The organism is Actinoplanes sp. NPDC051388 (genome assembly GCF_055586225.1).
In genome coordinates, this window is the sequence record NZ_JBVJIP010000014.1 from 199891 (window position 1) to 221049 (window position 21159).

Sequence of the window (21159 nt, forward strand, 5' to 3'; positions counted from 1 at the left end):
CTGTCCCGCCCCTGTCCCGATGTGAGACGTGGATATCGAAATCCATCGGTCTCCGCCCATAAGGTGACCGCGGCGCTGATGGTCGGGGAGGTCGTCATGATCGGTCGTCGTCTGGTCACACTCTTGTCGGTCGGGTTGCTGCTCACCGGGCAGATCACCTGTTCCGCGACGGCGGCATCCGCCGCCCCGTCCGGCCCGCTCGCGCGGGCCGCGAAGGAGGGCCCGCAGCCCAGTGCGGCGGCCGCCGTTCCGGCGGACTACGGCTATGACGGCGCGGGCCAGCTCCGCGGCGTCAGCACCTCGGCCGACGGCGCGGGCGCGCGCTATTCCTATGACGACGCCGGCAACCCGACCTCGGTCGACCGCACCGCCGCGGGAGCGCTGACCGTCTCGGCGATCGCGCCCAGCCGGGCCCCGATCGGCGCGAGCGTGACGATCAGCGGCACCGGCTTCGCGGCGTCCACCGGTGGCAACACCGTCAAGTTCAACGGCACCACCGCGACCGTCACGGCGGCCAGTGCCGCCAAGATCGTCGCCACCGTGCCGTCCGGCGTGACCAGCGGCGCGATCACCGTGACCACCGGCGCCGAGACGGCCACCAGCACGCAGCCGTTCACCGTCACCGCGGCGACGCCCGCGCCGGCAATCTCGGCGTTCAGCCCGGGCACCGGCGCCGCGGGCACCGTCGTGACGATCGGCGGCACCGGCTTCGCGCCCACCCCGGCGGAGAACAACGTCTCCTTCGGCCGCACCCGCGCCCGGGTCACCGCCGCCACCGCCACCGCGCTGACCGTGGTGGTGCCCGGCGCCGCGGTCTCCGGCAAGATCAGCGTCGCCACCCCGGGCGGACTGGCCACCAGCGCGAGCGACTTCGTCGCCGTCACCACCCCGTTCGGCGCCGGCGACATCGGCTTCACCGGGCCGCTCACGATCGACGGCACCGCCACCACAGTCAACTTCGCCACCGCGGGCAAGGTCGCCGTGCTGCGGTTCAACGGCACCAAGGGCCAGCGGCTGAGCCTCGGCCTCACCGGTTCCACGGTCGGCGACGTGGCGATCTACGGCTTCACGCCCTATGGCGGCTCGATCGGGCGCGACGAGTTCGACACGCCCTGGCTGCAGTCCGACTCCCTGGGCGGCTGGTCGATCACGCCGCTGCCGACCACCGGCACCTATCAGGTGGTGCTCAAGCCCACCTCGGCCACCGCGACCGGCTCGCTCACCGCGACGCTGTCCACCAACGCGCTCGGCTCGCTCGCCCTGGACGGCGCGGCCTCCACGATCAACTTCGCCCGGGCCGGCCAGCAGGCCGAGATGACCATCGACGCCGGCGCCAACCAGCGCATCGGGCTGGGCGTGTCCAGCGTCGCCATCTCCTCCGCCGCGCTGACGGTCGAGGTCCGCGACCCCCACGGCGTGCCGGTGGTGTTCCCCCGCGCGGGCAGTTACGGCTACTGGCGCTACGAACTCGACCTGCCCGACTTCGACGTCGACTTCACCACCAGCGTCGCCGGGAAATACACGATCCTGTTCCGCAGCCAAAACCTGGCGACCGGCTCGCTGGCGGTCACCGCCTCGACCCCGAGCGCGGCCGGCACGGTGGCGATCGGCACGCCGCGGTCGGTGAGCGTGACCCGGCCCGGGCAGGACACGAGGCTGACCTTCGCGGGGACCGCCGGGCAGAGCCTGGGTCTCGAGTTCACCGACTACCCGATGCCCTATTACCCGCGCATCGAGCTCACCGCGCCGGACGGCAGCACGCTGGTCACGACGGGCGTGCAGAGCAGCTGGACCGATCTGCCGGTGCTGCCGGCGACCGGCACCTACACGCTGACGATCAGCACAAACTCGAGCACCGGCACCTACACGCTGGGGCTCTGGCAGCCGCAGAGCGGGGGAGCACTGAGCCTGACCGGCGCCGGCACGACCGTGTCGATGCCCGCCGGGCGGGCCGTGGCGCTGACCGTCGCGGGCACCGCGAGCAGCGAGTTCACCCTGGCGTTCAGCGGCTGGACGCTGCCCGCTAGCAGCCGCATCACGATGAGCGTGGTCAACCCGGCCGGCGTCGTGGTGACCGACTCCTATGTCTACAGCCTGGACGCCATCACGGTGCCCACGGTGACCGCGGGCACCTACCGCGTGGTGCTGCGGCCCGGCGCCAACACCGGCTCGGTGCTGGTGACCGCGTCGTCGACGATCGCGGGCGGCGCACTGACCGTCGGCACCAGCAAGACGATCACCTCGCCGCGGCTCGGCCAGCCGACCAGGATGACCTTCACCGGCGCCGTCGGTCAGCGGCTGAGCGCCGCGATCAGCAACTACGGATACGAATACGTGGTCTGGGTCGACATCAAGCGGCCGGACGGCAGTGTCGTCTACTCCGGATGGTGGAACGACGTCTGGCTGGCGATGGAGCCATTCACCGTCGCGGGCACCTACTCGATGGAGGTGCAGCCCCGGGCGGCGATCGGTGGCTCGCTGACCTTCGCGCTGGTGCAGTCGATCGACGCCGGCGCGACGACGATCGGCGGCGCGGCCAAGGTGCTCACCGCCTCCACCGCGGGTCGCTATGTCGACACCACGATGACGGTGACCGCCGGTCAGCGGCTGTCCTTCGGCTTCACCAACTGGACCTTCGCCGCCTCGACGATCTATGTGCGGCTGGTCGGCCCGACCGGCGCGGTGGCGATCAGCGAGACGATCCCGAAGGTCACCGCGCTGGACACCTACCAGCTGACCGCGGGCACCTACCGCCTCTCGGTGATGGCCACCGGCGCCGGCACCGGGTCGGTGACGGTCACCGCGTCGGCGCAGATCAGCGGCGGCTCCTGGGCGCTGAACGCCGCGAAGACCCAGACCGTGACCCGCATCGGGCAGAGCACCTGGTACACGTACTCCGGCACGGCCGGGCAGAACCTGGCGCTGGCCTTCACCTCGGTGACCAACCCCTACTTCCCGTCGGTGTGGGTGCGGCGGCCGAACGGCGCCGAGCTGGCCTGGCTCGCCGGCGCGGCCACGGTGAACATCCCGACGCTGCCCACCACGGGCACCTACGAGATCCTGATCAGCCCGAACTCGGCGACCGGCAACGCGACCGCCACGCTGCGCACCCGGGCCGCCGCGGCCGGCGAGGCGCGGGTGACGGACGCGCATCCGTCCACCGTGGTGCCACAGCTGGCCGCCAACCCGGCTCTGCCGGGCAAGACCCGCCCGGCGCACCCGCAGGCGCCAAACGCGAAGCGCTACCCGGCCGAGCAGGTCCCGCCGGCCACCACGTCGGCGCAGGCGGGCGCCGCCTGGCAGCCGAGCAAGGCCAACCTGGCCGGGCACGACTGGTCCACCGGCCGGGGCGCGCCACAGCAGCTCGCCAACCCGTTGCGCGCCGAGGCCGGGGTCACCGCACTCTCCGGCCGGGTGCGCACCATCGACGACAAGCCGCTGGCCGGCGTCACGGTCACCGTCGACGGCACCAGCATGCGCACCGACGCCAACGGGCAGTTCCTGCTCAAGGGCCTGCGGGCCGGGCACCGGGTGCTGCGCGTCGACGGCGTCACCGCCTCGTCGCCGGGCCGCGCCTTCGGCCTGCACGACATCGGCGTCGACCTGGCCGACAAGCAGACCACGGTGTTGCCCTACACGGTCTGGCTCACCCAGCTCGACACGAAGAACACGGTGAAGTTCGGCTCGCCGGCCAAGGGCGGGGTCACCATCAGCACCCCGGTGATCCCCGGCCTCGAGGTGAAGCTGCCGGACGGCGCCGTCGTCCGTGACGTCAACGGCAAGGTCGTCACCGAGCTCGGCATCACCGCGATCCCGATCGACCGGGCGCCGTTCCCGCTGCCGCGCTCGCAGGTGCCCAGCTACTTCACCGTGCAGCCGGGCAGTTCCTATGTGTTCCCGACCGGCGCCCGGGTGATCTACCCGAACTTCACCCACGCCCCGGCCGGCACGTCGATGGACTTCTGGCACTACGACCCGGCCGGCAAGGGCTGGTTCATCTACGGCAAGGGCACGGTCACCCCGGACGGCAAGCGGGTCGAGCCGAACAAGGGCACGGAGGTCTACCAGTTCACCGGCGCGATGCTGATCACGCCGGGCGAGGACCCGCCGCCGGAGGAGGAGCCGCAGACGGCGGGCGGCGGCCGCGGCGGCGACCCGGTCGACCTGGGCACCGGCCTGCTGCTGGACCAGCACACCGACCTCGTCGTGGACGACGTGATCCCGCTCGAGGTCACCCGGACCTACCAGCAGAGCGACACCGGCAAGCGGGCCTTCGGCATCGGCTCGTACTCGAACTACGGCCTGGACCTCTATTCGGAGAACCGGTTCTACGACTGCTGGCTGATCCTGCCCGGTGGCAGCCGGGTCCGCTTCCATCGCGTCAGCCCGGGCGGCGAGCCGCCGAACGGCTACATCAACTCGGTCTTCGCCGCCGACCCGTCGCCGTCCGTCTTCGGCGGAGCCACGCTGGCGTGGAACGGCGACGGCTGGGATCTGAAGACCCGCGACGGCACCACCTACGTGTTCGGTGACGAGGCGCCGCTGCAGGCGATCCGCGACAAGTTCGGCAACACGGTGACGATCAGCCGCGCGCCGTCGGAGCCGTGGACCGACGGCATCACCCGGGCCCGCGGCCCGATCACCCAGGTCACCTCGCCGAACGGCAAGTGGATCAAGTACAGCTACGACACGGGCAACCGGATCACCCGGGCCGAGGACGTGCTCGGGCGAGCGGTCTCCTACACCTACTACGGAGACGGCCGCCTGCACACGGTCACCGACGTCAACCAGGGCGTAACGACGTACACCTACGAGGGTGGGCGGCTCAAGACCATCGAGGACGCCCGCGGCACCACGTTCCTCACCAACGAGTACGACGCGAACGGCCGGGTGCGGCTGCAGACCATGCCGGGCGGGGCGACGTACCGGTTCGCCTACGCCACCGACGCGGCCAACAAGGTGACCGCGACCGAGCTCACCGATCCGAACGGCCGGATCCGGCGGGTCACCTTCAACACCGCCGGGGCGGTCACCAGCGAGACCGAGGCGCACGGCACCGGGCTGGCCCAGACCACCACCATCACCCGCGACCCGACCACCAACCTGCCGACCGCGACCGTCGACGCGCTGAACCGGCGCACCGAATACGGCTACGACGCGAACGGCAACATCCGGACCACCACCGAGCTGGCCGGCACACCGGACGCCCGCACCACCACGACGGAATACGACGGGCCGTTCGGTCAGCTCAGCCGCATCGTCGATCCGTTGCAGCACGAGACCAGGCTGGCCTACCGGCCGGACGGCGCCCTGCACACCGTCACCGACGCGATGCAGCGCACCATCACCTACGACACCAATGAGTCGGGTCAGGTCACCCGGGTCACCGACGTCAACACCAAGCAGACGAACTACGGGCTGCGGCTCGGCGACGTCGCGACGGTCACCGACCCGCTCGGCAACGTGACTCGCGCCTTCGCCGACGCGGCCGGCCGGCAGCTCGTCACCACCGACGCCGGCGGCAACGTGATCACCGCCGGCTACGACGCGGCGAGCCGGCTCACCAGGCTCACCGACGCGATCGGCCGCACGACGGAGTACGAGTACGACGCGAACGGCAACCTGCACGAGGTCACCGATCCGCGCGACCACACGACGGTCTACGACTACGACGCGAGCGACCGGCTCGAGCTGGTGACCGATCCGCTGAACCGGGAGACCGCGTTCACCTACGACGCCGGCGGCAAGGTCCGCACGGCGACCAGCGCGCGCGGCAAGCAGACCGTCTACGACTACGACGAGCTGGGCCGGGTCAAGCTGGTGCGGTTCGGGGTCTCCGGCGCCACGCAGGAGAGCCAGATCGGCTACACGTACGACGCGGGCAACCGGAACCGGACCATCGTCGACTCGGGATCCGGGACCATCACGATGACGCCGGACGCGTTCGACCGGCCGGTGAGCATCGCCGACGCGAACGGCACGGTGTCGTACACGTACGACGCGGCCGACCGGCGGCGCACGATGGCGGTGCCCGGGCAGCCGGACACGGTCTACGAATACAACGACACCAACCAGCTCACCTCGACCACGCGCGGGTCGGACGTCGCGACGATCGGCTACGACGCGGCCGGGCGGCGCCAGAGCCTGACCCTGCCGGCCGGGGTCTCCCAGACCTACGGATACGACGACGCGAACCGGTTGACCGGCCTCACCTACAAGCGGGGCGGGTCGACGATCGGCGAGCTGGCATACACGCTGGACGCCCTCGGCCGGGTCACGCACCTGGACGGCTCCTATGCCCGGGTGGCCCTGCCGGAGGCGTTCGGGTCGGTCGGCTATGACGCCGCCGATCAGCGGGCCGGCAGCACCTACGACGACGACGGCAACGTGACCGGCGACGGCACCGCGACCTACACCTGGAACGCGCGGGGCGAGCTGGCGAGCCGCACGACGGACAGCGGCACGTTCAGCTATGCGTACGACGGTCTCGGCCGGCGCGCGGCGCGGACCGCCGCGGGCGCCACCACCGGTTACCTCTACGACGGGCTGAACCCCGTGCAGGAGAAGGTCGGCGGCGGCGTCACCGCCACCATGCTCAGCGGTGACCTCGACGAGGTGTACTCGCGGACCACCAGCGGCGGATCGCAGTCGCTGCTGCGGGACGCGCTGGGCAGCACGGTGGCCGGCGCCGGTGCGTCCACGGTGGACTCGGAGTACACCTACGGCCCGTTCGGCACCACCGCGGCCGATGGTGACGACCTCGGCAACCCGAGCCGCTTCACCGGGCGCGAGGACGAGGGCGACGGGCTTTACTACTACCGGTCGCGTTACTACTCGCCGGGGCAGGGCCGGTTCCTCAGCCGGGATCCGCTGGGTCTGGCGTCAGGGGACACGAACCCGTACACGTACGTGCTGAACCAGCCGACCGGCCTGACCGACCCGATGGGCACCAAGCCCAACAAGCCACCGACCGGCGGGGATGACGACGATTGCGCGCCGGGCCCGGACGACGGCGGCGACGACTGGGTCGATCCGGAGGACATCAACTTCTCGCAGCGGACGATCTCGGCGAACAACTACGCCGAGCTGATGCGGGCCGGCCTGTGGGACTGGAATCGCAGCCCGCTCACCGTCATCAACCGCGGGGGTCAGCTGGTCAGCTATGACAACCGGCGGCTCGACGCGGCACGTCAGGTCCGCTCGGAGAACCCGAACTACCGGGTGAAGGTGGAGCGGGTCGATCCGAACTCGCCGAACCCGGCCAAGTCGACCGGCAAGTCCTGGGACCAGAGCTTCGAGCAGCGCATGAGGTCCAAGCGGAACCAGGACGCCAACGGGTGCCGCGTACCGTGGAAGGGTCTCTTCGAAAGGCCGGACATCGAATGACCATGAGCACGTCATGACTGTGATCGAAGAGCTGTTGCGGGCGCACACCGCGCCCAGCGTCGACGGGCTCTTCCGCCGCGGGGCCGGCCCGAGTCACCAGGTGGTGATCGACGGGCCGGCCCTGAGCCGGTTCGAGGTGGCGCAACCGTTCGATCAGGACGACTGGGACGCCGACCCCGACGCGGTCGTCGAGATCGACCCTGCCGCGCGAGTGTCGCTGGCCGGCGGTGGGTCGGTCTGCTGCGGTGCGGGGCCGCTCGGCGGGGACGGTTTCTTCGCCCGTGAGGACGGCGACGGCGCGGTGGTCTGGGCGGTGGTGCTGACCCGGTCGAATCCGTTCGTGCGCGCCGAGGTGCACGGCGCGGTGGCCACCTTCACCACCAACCTCGACCGCTCGCTGACCATCGATCTCACCGATCCGCACTTCGCCGGGGCCTGACCGGGCATGGACGAATCCCTGTTGGAGGCGCTGTTCCACCAGCTCGAGTTCCTCGACGAGCGGGCCGGCCGAGAGTTGGACCTGCACGGCATCGTCCGCGAGCAGGAGATCATGGCGGCCCGCGTCGACGAGCTGAGCGACGAGCGCAAACAGGACTACGTCGACGGTTTCACCGCGCTGGCGGCGGAGTCGGACGAGCGCGATCAGGAGATCATCGAGGACCTGCTGATCGGGTTCGACCTGATCGACGATCCCGAGGACGAGGAGGCGTGAGCCCGGTGGACGCGATCGACCGGGCGTTGATGAGGGCGCTGGTGCTCTGGTTCGCGTTCTTCGACGACTTCGAGGACGAGACGGTGACCGCCGAGGCCGTCGCCGAGCAGCACGAGGACCTGGCGCAGATCTTCCGTGATCTCGGCGCGGACGACCGGTTCGAGTTCGCGGAACGCTACCGGGACTACCTGCATCAGGTGCGGAGCCCGCACCTGCGCCGGGTCTTCGAGGCCTTCATCGACCGCGTAGATCCTCGCGGCTGACCACCGTGCCGGGCCGGCCCGGGACACCTCCGCGGAGGCCTCGGCGGGTGGTCGACGACGGGATCTGACTCACTCGAAGAACCGGATGCTCCAGCCGGTGTCCGTGTTCGGTCCGGGCACGTTCGCGCGGCGGTAGGTCGTGTTGCCCTGCCAGCTGAACGTTCCCGTGTACCACCAGCGGTTCGCCCACGAGTACGGCGTGCCCTTGGGAACGGCGTGGAACATCAGCGGGAACCGCGGCCCGGCCGGCGGGCTGGTCGCGATGTCGCCGTTGAGCAGCACGAACGTGTGGTGACCCGGCCCGTTGACGGTGGTGGTCGGACTCCACCCGGCCATCATGGTCGCCGGGTTCGAACCGAAGAGGCAGCCGTTCGACTTGTACCAGTCCCAGACGTAGGTCGGGTCGCCGCCGGCCCGCAGCCGCAGGTCGGCGATGCAGTACTGCTCACTCCAGCTGCCGTTGGCCGAGTACGTGATGTGCAGCTGCCCGTTGGGGTCGCGGATCGGCTCGGGTCCCTCGTTGATGAACGGGTTGCCGACCACCCGCTCCCACGGCTCCCGCGGCTGCGAGATGACGTAGCGCCCGCCGGTGGCCTGGCTCGGGCTCGACATCCGGGCGATGTAGAGGTTCTGCTCGACGTTCGTGTCGCCGGCCCAGCCGGACCAGACGAACCACCGCTGCCCGTTGAACGTGAACATCGCGCCGTCGATCGCCCACTTGTCGTCCGGCAGCGCGACCTGGACCTCGGCGCCGTATCCGGAGTCGGCCACCGCCGAGCTGATCACGAACATCCGGTGCAGGTTGCCGCGCCCGGCGGAGAAGTGGATGTAGTAGCGGCCGCCCTCGGTGGTGAGCTCGGGCGCCCACACCTCGCCGCGGTTGCGGGTGTCGGACCAGACCTGACGCGACGGCGCCGAGGCCAGCCCGGCCGGCGAGGAGGCCTGCCGGACGTGGATGCCGCCGCCGGCCGACTGCACCGAGATGTAGGTGCCGCCGATCCGGATGACGCTGGGGTCGGCCGCGCGGAGCGTGGTCTGCGCGGCGTCGGCCGTGCCGGCCGAGGAGACGAGGGAGAGCGCGCCGGTCAGAGCGAGCACGAGCAGGGTGGGGACGAGCCGGGAACGCTTCATGATCACGTCCTTGAAGAGCCCTGGGGATGGCCGCGTGCAGGGCTCGGGGGAGTGCCCTGACGGGCGCGCCCGGCGACCTTGGGGGAGGTCGATGGAGAGCGCTCTCAGCAGCATCCGCTTCGATTTACATCGATGTCAAGGACGAAAAGGGGCACCGGCACGCGTGCGAAGGTCAATGGATGAAGGAGTGCTCGGGGGTCGATGGCGGCGCGGCACCGGCCAAGCGGGCGCGATCCACGGCCTTCTCCCGATACATTCCGGCGTCCGCCGCCGCCAGCAGGGCGTCCGACGTCGGCTGGACCAGCCCCGCCGCCACGGCCACGCCGATGCTCACCTCGACCGACAGCTCGCGCCCCTCATGCCGGATCGGTTCGGTTACCGCCTGGCGCAACCGCGTCGTTATCGCCGCCGCGTCCGTGACCGACGCCGTGACCACCACGAACTCGTCGCCACCGAGCCGAGCGACGGTGTCGCCCGCGCGGACCGTCGCGAGCAGGCGCCGGGCGGTCTCCACCAGCACGAAGTCGCCGGCCGCGTGGCCGTACCGGTCGTTGATGGGTTTGAAGGCGTTGAGGTCCAGGAAGTGGACCACGGGACCGTCGCCGCCCTCCCGCAGCGCCGCCGCCAGCCGCACGTGCAGTTCCTGGCGGTTGACCAGCCCGGTCAGCTGATCGTGGGTGGCTCGGTGGGCCAGCGCGGCGTGGCTGCGCTCCTGGTCGCGGACCACCAGCATGAAGCGGATCAGCACGATGACGGTGAGCAGCACCATCGCCGTCATGATTTCCGGGCGACCCAGCACCACGTCGCTGATTCGCAGGTCGGTCAGGGCCGGCAGGGCGAGCAGTGAGATGCCCAGGAAGATCACCCGGGCCGGGTGCAGGCGGCTGGAGTCGCCGTCGCTCGCGTCGGTGAGCAGGCCCGCCGCGGGGTGCCAGAGCGCCGCCGCGAAAAGGCTGTTGGCCAGCAGCAGCAGGCCGTCCAGGCGAGCCACGTCGAAGTTCGGGAACCACAGCGGGACCAGCGAGATGGCGACGTCGCCGACGAAGGTGATGGCCAGCGCGATCACCAGGTGGCGCACCGGGCCGCGGCGACCGCCGGGGGAGAGCACCAGCAGCGCGCCGGCGGCGAACAGCAGCACGTCGCCGAAGGGGTAGAAAACGCCGAACATGACCGGCGCGGACAGGCCGCCTTCGCCGAACGCGGGCACCACCATGAACTGCCAGAACAGCGTCGCCACCACGACCGCCATGGCCAGGCCGTCCAGGGCGGCCTCGCGCAGCCGGCCGGGCGCCCGCAGCCGGACCATCTGGATCAGACCGGCCGCGAGCAGCGGATAGCCGGCCACCCAGAGGAAGTCGGCGGCCGAGACGTCGCCGGGTTCGTCGAACTGCCAGATCAGCAGCGCGTAGAGGAGGTCGCCGGCCAGCCAGGACGTCAGCGCGGCGGCCATCAGGGCGTGCGCGAGGCGGGCCCGGCCGGTGCGCCGGCGCACCCCCAGCCACGACAGGACCACGAACAACCCGAAGGCACACGTGTACGTCACATCCGCCACGACCGACCCGGGCGCCACGAACGTCGGCAGCGCCGCGATCAAGGCGGTCGCGGGCACGGCTGCGGCATGGCGCTTCACAGCTCTCCTATCGGCGGGCGGACGCCGGTGCGGAGAGTTACGCCCGGCCGACTGTCTGCCGACACCGGTGCCCAGCGGCAGGCGGCCTGTTGTTGCACGGCGGTGTGCGTTGTCCGGGGACGAACAGCCAGGTCAGGAGGCCGGGCGAGGCAATGACGCGGATGAATGGGCCGGCGGATTCGGCGTGTTTTCGCGACATGGGCGCAGACCCCGTTCAGAGGTATGCCCGGCCCGGCCTCATGGTCCACTCTCGGGCGATGCGGAAAGTCGCGGCAGCGCTGCTGACCTTTGCCCTGGTCCTCGGATTCGCGGCTCCGGCCGACGCGCACGGCCATCGTCCGCCGCGCGGCATGCTGCAGATGACCGGGGACATCGGTGACTTCGTGCCGGGCGTGATCGACGACCCGGTGCACGACCCGACGCTCTTCGAGGACCGTGGCACCTACTACGTGTTCTCCACCGGCATCCTGAACCCGGCCGACCCCGGTGGCGTCTTCGCCCGCCGGTCCCGCGGCACGCTGGCCGGCCCGTGGGAGTCGCTCGGCGCCATCGCGCTGCCGGAGTGGACCCGGGCGTACGGCGTGAATCACCTCTGGGCGCCGCACGTCGTCCGGCGCGGCAGCTGGTTCTATCTCTACTACGCCGCGTCGTCGTTCGGCTCGAACCGGTCCGCGATCGGCGCCGCCCGCACCCGCACCCCAGGCGTGCTGTCCAGCTGGCAGGACCTCGGCCCGATCCTCACCTCGGATGAGAGCGTGAACTACAACGCGATCGACCCGATGGTCTTCTCCGACGGCAAGGGCTGGTGGATCGCCTTCGGATCGTTCTGGGACGGGCTCAAGATGCAGCGGCTGGCGGACATGACCCGGCCGGTCGGCCCGGTGCTGTCGCTGGCCCGGCACCCGGAGAACCCGCCGAACCCGATCGAGAACCCGCAGCTGTTCAAGCAGGGCCGCTACTGGTACCTGCTGGCCTCGTGGGACTTCTGCTGCCAGGGCGTGAACAGCACGTACAAGACGATCGTCGGCCGGGCCACCTCACCGAAGGGGCCGTTCGTCGACCGGAACGGCACGCCGCTGCTGGACGGCGGCGGGACGATCCTGCTGCAGAGCCGGGGCAACCAGATCGGCACCGGCGCGCCGGACGTGATCTTCGAGCACGGCCGCTGGTACATGGTCCACCACTACTACGACGGCGCCGCGAACGGCGTGATCCGGATGCAGATCCGCGAGGTCGAGTGGGACCGCCAGGGCTGGCCGTTCTTCCGCCCGGACCCGGTTTAAGGCCGGATCCGGGACCGCACCGCACCCCAGACGGCACGCCCGGCCGGCGTCCGCTTGATCCACTGCAACCGGGCGAGCCGCGGCCGGGGAACTGGGCGCGGCTTTCTGGAGGCGAGCACGCGCCGATAGGTGACCGAGGTCGAGGGCCGCACGGTGTCCGGCTCGAGGCGGTGGGAGGCCAGCGCCAGATAGGCGAAGCGCTGCAGGTCCCGGCGGGCCGCCCCGTCGGGCTCGAGCAGCATCCGCGTGGCCACCCCGGCGTCGGCCAGCCGGGCGATCGGCCCGCGTGCGGTGTCGATCAGGTCGGCGATCACCTCGGCGCCGTCGCCGTGCCAGACCTTCGGTGCGGTCGACGTGCTGATGCCGCCGGTCACATACGGAACCTCGGCCCACTCCGGCACCAGGCGCTGGGTGAGGCCCGCGTGCAGCACCTTGGCGCGCTTCTGCTCGGGGGTGAGCGCGAACATCAGCGACACCAGCGCGGGTCGCAGGAACGGCGTGATCATGCTGAGCGAGTACGCCGCGCTGTACCACCGGCGCACCCGCTCGACCAGATACAGGTAGTCGATCAGGTGGGGGCCGTGCACCCCGATCTCCCGGGCATGCCGCAGCACCGCGCCGACCCGTGCCCGCTCCTGCGCCACCGCGGCCTCGGCGAGACCGGTGACGCTCGGCATCAGCGCCGCCGTCGCGACCCGCTCGGGATCCTCGATCGCGGCGTCCAGCGGGCCATACCAGTAGCCGGTGCCCAGCTCGCCGCCCGCGCCGGTGATGCTCGCCCGGGCCACGGTCGCGGGCAGCAGCATCGGCGGGGCCGGCCGGATCGCATAGCTCCACGGGAACTGGAAGTCGTAGCGGTGCTGCAGCCGCACCACCCGGTCGCGCAGGCCGATCGCCAGCACGTTCTCCGGCTCCGCGATGGGCACCACGGTGTGCTCGACGTCGAGCCCGCGCTTCGCCCGCAGGATCCGGACCAGCTCGCGGGCGGTCGCACCCTCCGCCGGGATGTCGTCGTTCGTGGAGAAACGCGGCACCACGCCGGCCGCCAGCAGGGACGCCGCGATCAGCCGGGAGTCCTTGCCGCCGGACAGGCCCAGCACGAGATCGTCGTACTGGTCGTGGATGTGCGTGGCGACCGTGGTGAACTCGTCCGCCGCCAGCGCCAGCGACTCCGCCAGCGGGCGGCCCTGCGCGCCGAGGCCGGCCAGCACCACGTCGTCGACCGTGAAACCGCTGGTGGACGAGATCTGCCAGCCGCCGTCGCGGGCCCGGCGTCCGGTCATCCGCTCGCCCGGCGCCAGCAGCCGGACGCCGCGGATCGGGGACATCTCGCCGGCGAAGTGCCCGCACACCGCGTACGAGGCCCAGCCGTCCAGATCGGGTTCGGCGGCGCCGTGCAGCACGGTGGCGAGCATGCTCGGCCGCGTGCACAGGACCGTGACGCCGTCCGACCCACCGGTGAAGAGACGGCTCATCCCGAGCCAGTCCTGCTGCACGGCAAAGGTGCTCGCCCGGTCGACGGCCAGCAGGCTGAACGGCGGCACCAGCTCGCGATGCACGCTCTCGCCGGCCAGCAGGCGCCGAGCCATCGCGACCGGGGTGTCGCCGCGCGGCACGCCGATCGGAATGCCCAGCGAGATCGCGGTGACCTGCTCGTCGGACGCCACCGCCGCCCACCGGGTGGCCGGATTCGGCCCGGGGTGCACCATCGTCACGCCCCAGTCGTCGCCGCCGATCTCATAGCGCTGATAGGAGTCCGGCACGAGATCACGGATCGAGGCCTCGAAGCGCGCGCGGAACACTCCGCGGGCCGCGGGCGACAACGGTCGGGCGGCGAACCAGGCCAGGGCGACATGCACGGCAAGAAAACGATCGAGCCGTGACCTCGATGCGGTGAATAACTCCGTTTCCTGAGATCCGTCGCACCCGTTGGAGTGAGCATGCCTGCGGAACCGCAGGTGGATCCCTCGGGAGTGACTGATGACCGTGACCATGCACGAGCCACTCGGCGACAGCGGTCCGCGCCCGCCCGGTCGTGGCCGCGTCGTCATGCTGGTGGACAACGGTGTCGACGGCGACTCCCGGGTGCAGAAGGCGGCCCGGTCGGCGGCCGCCGCGGGCTGGTCGGTGACGCTGGTCGGGGTGACCGCGCCGAGCGCCCGGCGGGTCGCCTGGCGGCTCGGGGACGCCGAGGTGCGGCTGGTCCGGATGAAACGCCCGCTCTTCACCCATCACTCGAAGCTGCGCTGGTCGCCGCGCCGCCCGCTGGCCTACTCCGGCGCCGCGCTGGCCGCCAACCGTCGCCAGGCCGTCGCCGCGCGCGCCACCGACATCGGCTTCCGGTTCGCCGAGTTGTCCGCCACGCGGCGCGCCGGCGGCAGCCGGTGGTCCGAGCACGCGGGCCGGCTGCGGCTGCTGCCGGCCCGGGCCGCCGTCAAGATCACAAGCCGATGGGTACGGGTACGCAGCGGCGAACTGAAGCGCCTGACGAAGGCCCGCGAGAACCCGGCCGCGCCGCTGACCCGGGCCGGGATCGGTCTCCGCCGCGCGCTTCGTGGCACCCGCGCGTGGCGCGGCCTCGACCCCAGCCTGTGGGACTTCGAGCTGGCCGTCGGCCGGGTGGTCGACGAGCTGAAGCCCGACCTGATCCACGCGCACGACTACCGGATGCTCGGCGTCGCCGCCCGCGCCAAAGTCCGTGCCGCCGCCCGCGGCCGCCTGATCAAGCTGGTCTGGGACGCGCACGAGTACGTGCCCGGCCTGGCCCCCTTCCCGGGCCGGCCGGGCTGGCTGCCGGCCCAGGTCGCCTATGAACGCGAGCACGCCCGGCACGCGGACGCCGTGGTGACCGTCTCGCCGGCCCTGGCCGAGCTGCTGCGCGACGGCCACGGCCTGCGGGAGCTGCCCGCCGTGGTGCTGAACTGCCCCACGACCGACATCGCCGAGCCGGACCGGGACCTGCGGGCCGACTGTGGCATCGGCGCGGACACCCCGCTGATCGCCTACTGCGGCGGGCTTTCCGTCGCCCGCAACACCGTCCTGCTGGTCGAGGCGTTGACCGCGCTGCCCGGCGTACACGTGGCGTTGGTCTGTGTCCCGCCGAGCGGGCGCCGCGTCGCCGCGGACGAGCATCTCGCGCGCGCGGCCGAGTTGGGCGTGGCCGACCGGGTGCACGTGTTGCCCTATGTGGCGCACGACGAGGTGGTGCCCTATCTGGCGGCGGCGGACCTCGCGGTGAGCCCGCTGCTGCACCTGCCCAACCACGAGATCGCGCTGAGCAACAAGTTCTTCGAATACGCGCAGGCGCGCCTCCCGATGGTGGTCAGCGACGTGCGCACGATGGCCGCGACCGTCCGCGAGGCGCATGTGGGCGAGGTCTTCCCCGCCGGTGACCAGGACGGATACGTGCGCGCGGTGCGGGCCGTGCTCGCCGATCCGGCGCGCTACCGGGCCGGCTACGAGCGGCCCGGCCTGCTCGACAACTGGACCTGGGAACGGCAGACGGCCGTGCTCGACGCGCTCTACGCCGCCCAGCTGCGGGTCGCCACGTCGGCGCCGAAAGCGCGCACGCCGAGCCCGGTCGCGGCCACGCAACCTCGCGCCCTGTCGCCAGTTGAGGACTGAGGCCGAGAAGGTGGCCTTTCGCGAAATGGAGACAACGTGACCCAAACCCTGATAGCCGGGGACGTCCGCCAGCCTGACGACGGGCCCAGACGCAGTCGTGGCCGGCTGGTGATGCTCGTCGACAACGGCGTCGAGGGCGACTCCCGGGTGCAGAAGTCCGCCCGGTCGGCCGCCGAGGCGGGCTGGGACGTCACGCTGGTCGGACTGAAGACCGCCGGGAGCACGCGGGACTCCTGGCAGATCGGCGACGCCGAGGTGCGGCTGCACCCGGTGCCGGCCCCGTTGCGGGTGCACAAGCTGCGCTACCGCCGCTCGTTGCGGCGGCCGCTGGCCTATCCGCCGTGGCAGCCGGTGGCCTACCACCTGCAGCTGCTGCGCGCTCGCAAGGCCGAGCTGGTGGCCCGATTCGGCGCCCTGGCCGCGGCCCGGCTGGCCGGCGCGCCACGCTGGCGGCTGGCCGCCGGCCGGGCCGCGCTGGTGCCGAGCCAGCTGGCGCTGCGGGTCGCGAAGACCTGGGTGCGCTACCGCCGCAAGCAGCTCAGCAAGCTGCAGGAGGCGCGCAGCGACGGCGACAACTTCTTCACGAAGCTGGGCATCCGCTACTGGATGGTCACCCGCGGCGCCCGCAGCTGGCGGCACCTCGACCCGGCGCTGTGGGACTTCGAGCTGGCCCTGGGCCGCGTCGTGGACCAGCTCAACCCGGACATCATCCACGCCAACGACTACCGGATGATCGGCGTCGGGGCGCGGGCCAAGCTGCGCGCCGCGGCGAACGGCCGCTCGGTGCGGCTGGTCTGGGACGCGCACGAGTTCCTGCCCGGCATGCCGGAGCGTCCGGGGAACCCGCGCTGGCTGCTCGCCCAGGCGGCGCACGAGCGGGAGTACTCGCGGTACGCCGACGCGGTGGTCACGGTGTCGCCGATGCTGGCCGACATGCTCAAGGCCGACCACAAGCTGGCCGAGCTGCCGACCGTGGTGCTGAACGCGCCGACCGCGAACGGACTGCCACCGGAGACCGATCACCAGCTGCGCGCGGACTGCGGCATCGGCCCGGACACGCCGCTGATCGCCTACTGCGGCGGGATCAGCAGCGTACGCGGCGTCGACCTGATCGTGGAGGCGATGCCGTCCCTGCCGGGCATGCACCTGGCGCTGGTCTCGTTGCACCCGAGCGGGAACCGGACGAACGCCGACCCGATCGCGGAGCTCGCCGAGAAGCTGGGCGTCGCCGACCGGGTGCACCTGCTGCCCTATGTGCCGCACGACCGCGTGGTGTCCTATCTGAGCACCGCCGACTGCGCGGTCAGCCCGCTGCGGCACCTGCCCAACCACGAGATCGCGCTGAGCAACAAGTTCTTCGAGTACGCGCAGGCGCGCCTCCCGCTGGTGGTCAGCAACGTGAAGGCGATGGCCGAGATGGTCGGCCGCACCGGGCACGGCGAGGTGTACGACGCCGACGACGTGCACGACTACATCCGGGCGGTGCGTGCCGTGCTCGCCGACCCGGAGCGGTACCGGGCCGCGTACGAGGCGGCCGGCGTGCTCGACCAGTGGACCTGGAAGGCACAGGCCGCCCGCCTCGACGACGTCTACCGGCGGCTGATGCCGGCGCCGATTCCCAGCACCCGGTCGTAGGCCGGTCCGGTGCTCGTCCCGTCCCAGGTGCTCATCACGAGGGCGGTGGCGTCGGCGCCGGTTTCACGCCAGATCTCCTCGGAGGAGGTGGCCGCCAGGATGCGTGCGGCCGCTTCCTCCGGCGTGGCGGCCACCCAGGACTCCGGGAACAGCTCCGCCGCCGCGCCCGGGAAGAACGGCCAGTCCCGCACCACCGGCACCGCGCCGCTGGCGGCCCCCTCGACCAGTCCCCAGTGGAAGCTCTCCCGCACCGACGTGCTGAGGATCGTGCCGACCCGGGTGAGCGCGCCGGGCACGTCGTCCGTCTCGCCGATCCGCTCGATGGCGCCGATCGACTCGAACTCCTGCAGCTCCCGGGCGTATTCGCGGCGGTAGCGCTTGGCCGCCACGCTGGTGTCGCCGCGCATGTCCGCGCCGATCAGCACCATCCGGTAGCGCTCGTCGGAGTCGCGCAGCCGGCGCAGCACCTCGATCGCCCAGCGCGGGTCCTTGGCGACCGCGCTGATCCCGATCAGGCCCAGCGTGAAGCGTGCCGACGCCGGCTTGGGCCGGGCCCATCCGCGCAGGTCCGCCGGGTGCGGCAGGACGTGCGTCCGGGGCGCGCCCGGCTCGTCCAGCCGGGGCAGGATCTTGCGCGCGTAGTCGCGCAGGTGCTCCGAGACGAAGACCAGGTCGTCGATGCGACTCAGATCGGCCAGCTGCGGCCACGGAGTGAAGACCTCGAAGCTGTGCAGCCGCACGACGATCCGGGTGGTGCCCGGGTCCAGCAGCGTCAGCAGCGCGGCCGCCGGCGAGAACCAGTCGATGAAGACGGTGTCCGCCCAGGCCAGCTCGGGTCCCAGCTGCTCGGCCACGGCCCGGGCATAGCCCGGTGCGCCGCCCAGCACGTGCTCGGCGTAGCGCTGCGGGTCGACCGACGCGTCCTCCAGATAGGCGTGGTGGAACGTGTCGACGCAGCGCACCTCGACGTCCGGGCGATCCCGGTAGCGGTCCACGATCGGGTCCAGGAAGTTGCTGTTGATCCGATAGAGGAACAGCAACCGCGCCGGCCGGTCGGCGGGCGGCGGGACGGCCGCGGCGGACCGCCCGCGCGGCGCCGCCACCACCCGGACGGCGGCGCTGCGATGCCAGGCGGCGAAGAACCCGGTCGGGTCCGGCGCGGCCGGCGAGGTCAGCGAGTCGTAGTGCAGGAACCGGTGGAAGAGCAGCTTCTGGGCCCGGTTCAGGGCGTGCGCGGCGGCGCCCGGGCGGCCCTCGGCCAGCGCCGCGTCCGCGCTCTCCAGCTCGGTGTCGGCGGCGACGCTCAGATAGGACGGGACCCGGCCGTGCAGCAGCTCGGTGAAGGCCGCCGAGCTGAGGAACTTGGCGCGGCGGCGGGGCTGCGGCACCCGGTGGACGGCGGCGGTGAGGGTGCTCACGGCCTGGTCGGCGTAGCCCGCCCGGTTCAGGCTGTCGGCCACCCGGCGGGCCAGCGGGAGCCGGACCTGGGCCGGCATCGGCAGGCCGCGCAGGGCGGTGCGCCAGGCCACCCGGCCGGGCCAGGTGCGCTGCAACCGGACGCCGGTGGCCCGGCGCACGGCCTTTCCGCCGTACGAGCGCAGTCGCCCGCGTACCGCCTGCTTGACGAATGCGGGGGAGGGCCCGCGGACCAGCAGCCGCCGCACCCGCTGGGGCATCCCCTCGGCCGCGCGGGCCTCGACCCGGCGCAGCGCGGGAGTGAGGCCGAGCACCGCGTCCGCGCCCCGATGCCGGCGGGCCAGCTGCCACACCGTGTGCACCGCCGCCGCGTCCAGTGCGACCAGCACGTCCGCCTGCGCCGCGGCCTTGCGGAAGGCGCGGTCGGCGGCGGCCCGCCACCACAGTCGCTGCGACTTCGAGCCGGGCCGGTGGCGGTGACTCATCGGCAGCCATTCCAGCAGGGTGTACGGGATCGGCACCTCGACGTCGTCCGGCGCGAAACCGCCGACCAGGGACACCGTCGCGCCCGCCTCCACCAGCCGCTGCACGGACTCGGCCAGGGTGGCCGGACGGCTCGGCGCCTCGGCGGCCACCACCAGAACGTTGATCATGCGGTTTCCTTCCGGATCGCTGCGGTCAGCCGGGCCACCGCCGGTTCGATCTGCACCGCTCGGGCATAGCGGGCGCCCAGCGCACGGGCCCGATCGCGCTGCTCCGGGGTGGCCTCGACGGCCATCCGCGCGGCCGCCCGGATCGAGCCGGTGAGCCGGTCGACGTCCAGGCCGACGGCGCCGGTCCAGAGCGGACTGCCGTCCAGCACCGTGCACGCGTCGTGGTCGGTGTCGTGCACGGACAGCACCGGCAGGCCGCTGGCCAGCACCTCGTAGACCTTCCCCGAGGTGACGAAACGCCCGCCGACCAGCATCAGGACCAGGACGTCCCAACCGCCGTACGTGTCGGCGACCTGCGCCTTGGGCACCGGGCCGCCGAACGTCACCCCGTCGCCCGCGGCCGCCCGCAGCAACTCGACGTGCGTGGTGTCCTCGCGGGCCGAGCCGGCGCCGATGTGCCCGCGGATGTGCAGTCGCGAGCGGGCCACCAGCGGATCCGCCGCCCGCGCCGCCCGCCAGGCGTCCAGCATCGCGGCCAGGAAGTCCGGCTTGAAGTTGACCGAGCCCAGATAGCCGAAGGTCAGCCCTCGTGCCGAGTCCGGGGTGCGGGTTTGGCTCGGCACGCTGTCCGCGTCGAAGCCGTTGCGCACCACCTCGATCCGGTCGCTGAGCTCCGGATAGCGCGCCCGGTAGTGCTGGGCGATCGGCTCGTTGACGCACCAGAACCGGGTGGCGTGGCGCAGCAGCCGCGACTCCCAGCGGCCGGCCTCCGAGTCCTTGGGGAACGCCTCGCCGCCACCGATCACGTCGATCGACCAGCCGTCCCGGAAGTCCACCGCATAGGGCACCCCGGCGTCCTCGAACAACCGCAGCGTGGCGGCCACGTTCACGTACGGAACGCAGGTGGTGACCAGCAGGTCGGCCGGGTCGCGGTCGTGCAGCCGGAGCAGCGCCTGCTCGAGCACCGGCCGCCACCCGCCGAACACCGCCTCCGGGAAGACCTCGAGATCGGCCGCGCGGGACTGGCGGATCCAGCGCATCGGGTCTCGCGAGCGGCGCTCGGAGAACTGCCGGATGTCGGTCTCCAGATCCTGCCGGACCAGCGGCAACTCGACGATCCGCACGGCCGGGTGAACCGCATCGGACAGCGTGTGGTCCAGGCCGAACTCGCGTTCCCAGGACTCCTGCCGGATGGTCACCACGGTGACGTCCCAGCCGTGCGCGTAGAGCTGGTTGGCCGTCTCCCGCATCCGATAGGCACAGGACTTGGCCGCCGGCGGAAAGCCGATGGCCAGGTAGTAGGCGTGGGGCCGGCCCCCGGCGCGCCGCTCCGGCCCGATCACCCGCCAGTCCTTGTGCGCGACCGACCTGATCCGCACCCGGGCGTCGACTTTCATCACTGCTGCGTGCCTCTCCTCGCCGAGCC

Annotated in this window: 12 protein-coding genes; 7 read left to right on the top strand and 5 right to left on the bottom strand. The window is 72.0% G+C overall.

What is annotated here, in order from left to right; translation table 11 throughout:
* Positions 1 to 96: 96 nt before the first annotated feature.
* From ACZ6TI_RS31775 to ACZ6TI_RS31790, 4 genes are read left to right on the top strand one after another with little or no spacing between them, the layout of a single operon-like run.
* A complete protein-coding gene (locus tag ACZ6TI_RS31775; RefSeq protein WP_465348863.1) occupies positions 97 to 7386 on the top strand; it encodes an RHS repeat-associated core domain-containing protein in 7290 nt (2429 codons plus the stop codon).
* Between the two features lie 13 nt (positions 7387 to 7399).
* The gene (locus ACZ6TI_RS31780; protein ID WP_465348864.1) at positions 7400 to 7825 is read left to right on the top strand and encodes a hypothetical protein; all 426 of its coding nucleotides are present in this window, start codon (positions 7400 to 7402) and stop codon (positions 7823 to 7825) included.
* Positions 7826 to 7831: 6 nt separating this feature from the next.
* Positions 7832 to 8098 (top strand): hypothetical protein, encoded by a 267-nt coding sequence (locus ACZ6TI_RS31785; protein ID WP_465348865.1) that lies wholly within the window; start codon positions 7832 to 7834, stop codon positions 8096 to 8098.
* Complete coding sequence (locus ACZ6TI_RS31790; protein ID WP_465348866.1) at positions 8095 to 8361, top strand: hypothetical protein; 267 nt, start codon at positions 8095 to 8097, stop codon at positions 8359 to 8361. The genes ACZ6TI_RS31785 and ACZ6TI_RS31790 overlap by 4 nt, the downstream gene beginning before the upstream one ends.
* Before the next feature lie 69 nt (positions 8362 to 8430).
* Here ACZ6TI_RS31790 and ACZ6TI_RS31795 read toward each other — a convergent pair whose 3' ends face one another.
* Positions 8431 to 9492 carry a glycoside hydrolase family 43 protein gene (locus tag ACZ6TI_RS31795; protein WP_465348867.1) on the bottom strand — a complete coding sequence of 354 codons (1062 nt, stop codon included), beginning with the start codon at positions 9490 to 9492 and terminating at the stop codon, positions 8431 to 8433.
* Positions 9493 to 9664: 172 nt separating this feature from the next.
* On the bottom strand, positions 9665 to 11122 hold the full coding sequence (locus tag ACZ6TI_RS31800) for a diguanylate cyclase (protein ID WP_465348868.1): 1458 nt from the start codon (positions 11120 to 11122) through the stop codon (positions 9665 to 9667).
* Between the two features lie 257 nt (positions 11123 to 11379).
* On the opposite strand from ACZ6TI_RS31800, the gene ACZ6TI_RS31805 reads away from it, so the two are divergent.
* The gene (locus ACZ6TI_RS31805) at positions 11380 to 12405 is read left to right on the top strand and encodes an arabinan endo-1,5-alpha-L-arabinosidase (RefSeq protein WP_465348869.1); all 1026 of its coding nucleotides are present in this window, start codon (positions 11380 to 11382) and stop codon (positions 12403 to 12405) included.
* On the opposite strand, the gene ACZ6TI_RS31810 is transcribed toward ACZ6TI_RS31805, so the two are convergent.
* Positions 12402 to 14264, bottom strand: coding sequence for an asparagine synthetase B family protein (locus tag ACZ6TI_RS31810; protein ID WP_465348870.1), 1863 nt, complete (start codon positions 14262 to 14264; stop codon positions 12402 to 12404). The two genes, ACZ6TI_RS31805 and ACZ6TI_RS31810, sit on opposite strands and share 4 nt — an antisense overlap.
* A gap of 121 nt (positions 14265 to 14385) precedes the next feature.
* Between ACZ6TI_RS31810 and ACZ6TI_RS31815 the strand changes: the two genes are divergently transcribed.
* On the top strand, positions 14386 to 16029 hold the full coding sequence (locus ACZ6TI_RS31815; RefSeq protein WP_465348871.1) for a glycosyltransferase family 4 protein: 1644 nt from the start codon (positions 14386 to 14388) through the stop codon (positions 16027 to 16029).
* 36 nt (positions 16030 to 16065) lie between these two features.
* Positions 16066 to 17664 carry a glycosyltransferase family 4 protein gene (locus tag ACZ6TI_RS31820; RefSeq protein ID WP_465348872.1) on the top strand — a complete coding sequence of 533 codons (1599 nt, stop codon included), beginning with the start codon at positions 16066 to 16068 and terminating at the stop codon, positions 17662 to 17664.
* On the opposite strand, the gene ACZ6TI_RS31825 is transcribed toward ACZ6TI_RS31820, so the two are convergent.
* Both ACZ6TI_RS31825 and ACZ6TI_RS31830 read right to left on the bottom strand, forming a co-directional pair.
* On the bottom strand, positions 17619 to 19733 hold the full coding sequence (locus tag ACZ6TI_RS31825; RefSeq protein ID WP_465348873.1) for a glycosyltransferase family protein: 2115 nt from the start codon (positions 19731 to 19733) through the stop codon (positions 17619 to 17621). The two genes, ACZ6TI_RS31820 and ACZ6TI_RS31825, sit on opposite strands and share 46 nt — an antisense overlap.
* Positions 19730 to 21130: a glycosyltransferase gene (locus ACZ6TI_RS31830; RefSeq protein WP_465348874.1), complete on the bottom strand. Its 1401-nt coding sequence runs from the start codon at positions 21128 to 21130 to the stop codon at positions 19730 to 19732. Before ACZ6TI_RS31830 ends, ACZ6TI_RS31825 begins: the two co-directional genes overlap by 4 nt.
* Positions 21131 to 21159 lie beyond the last annotated feature (29 nt).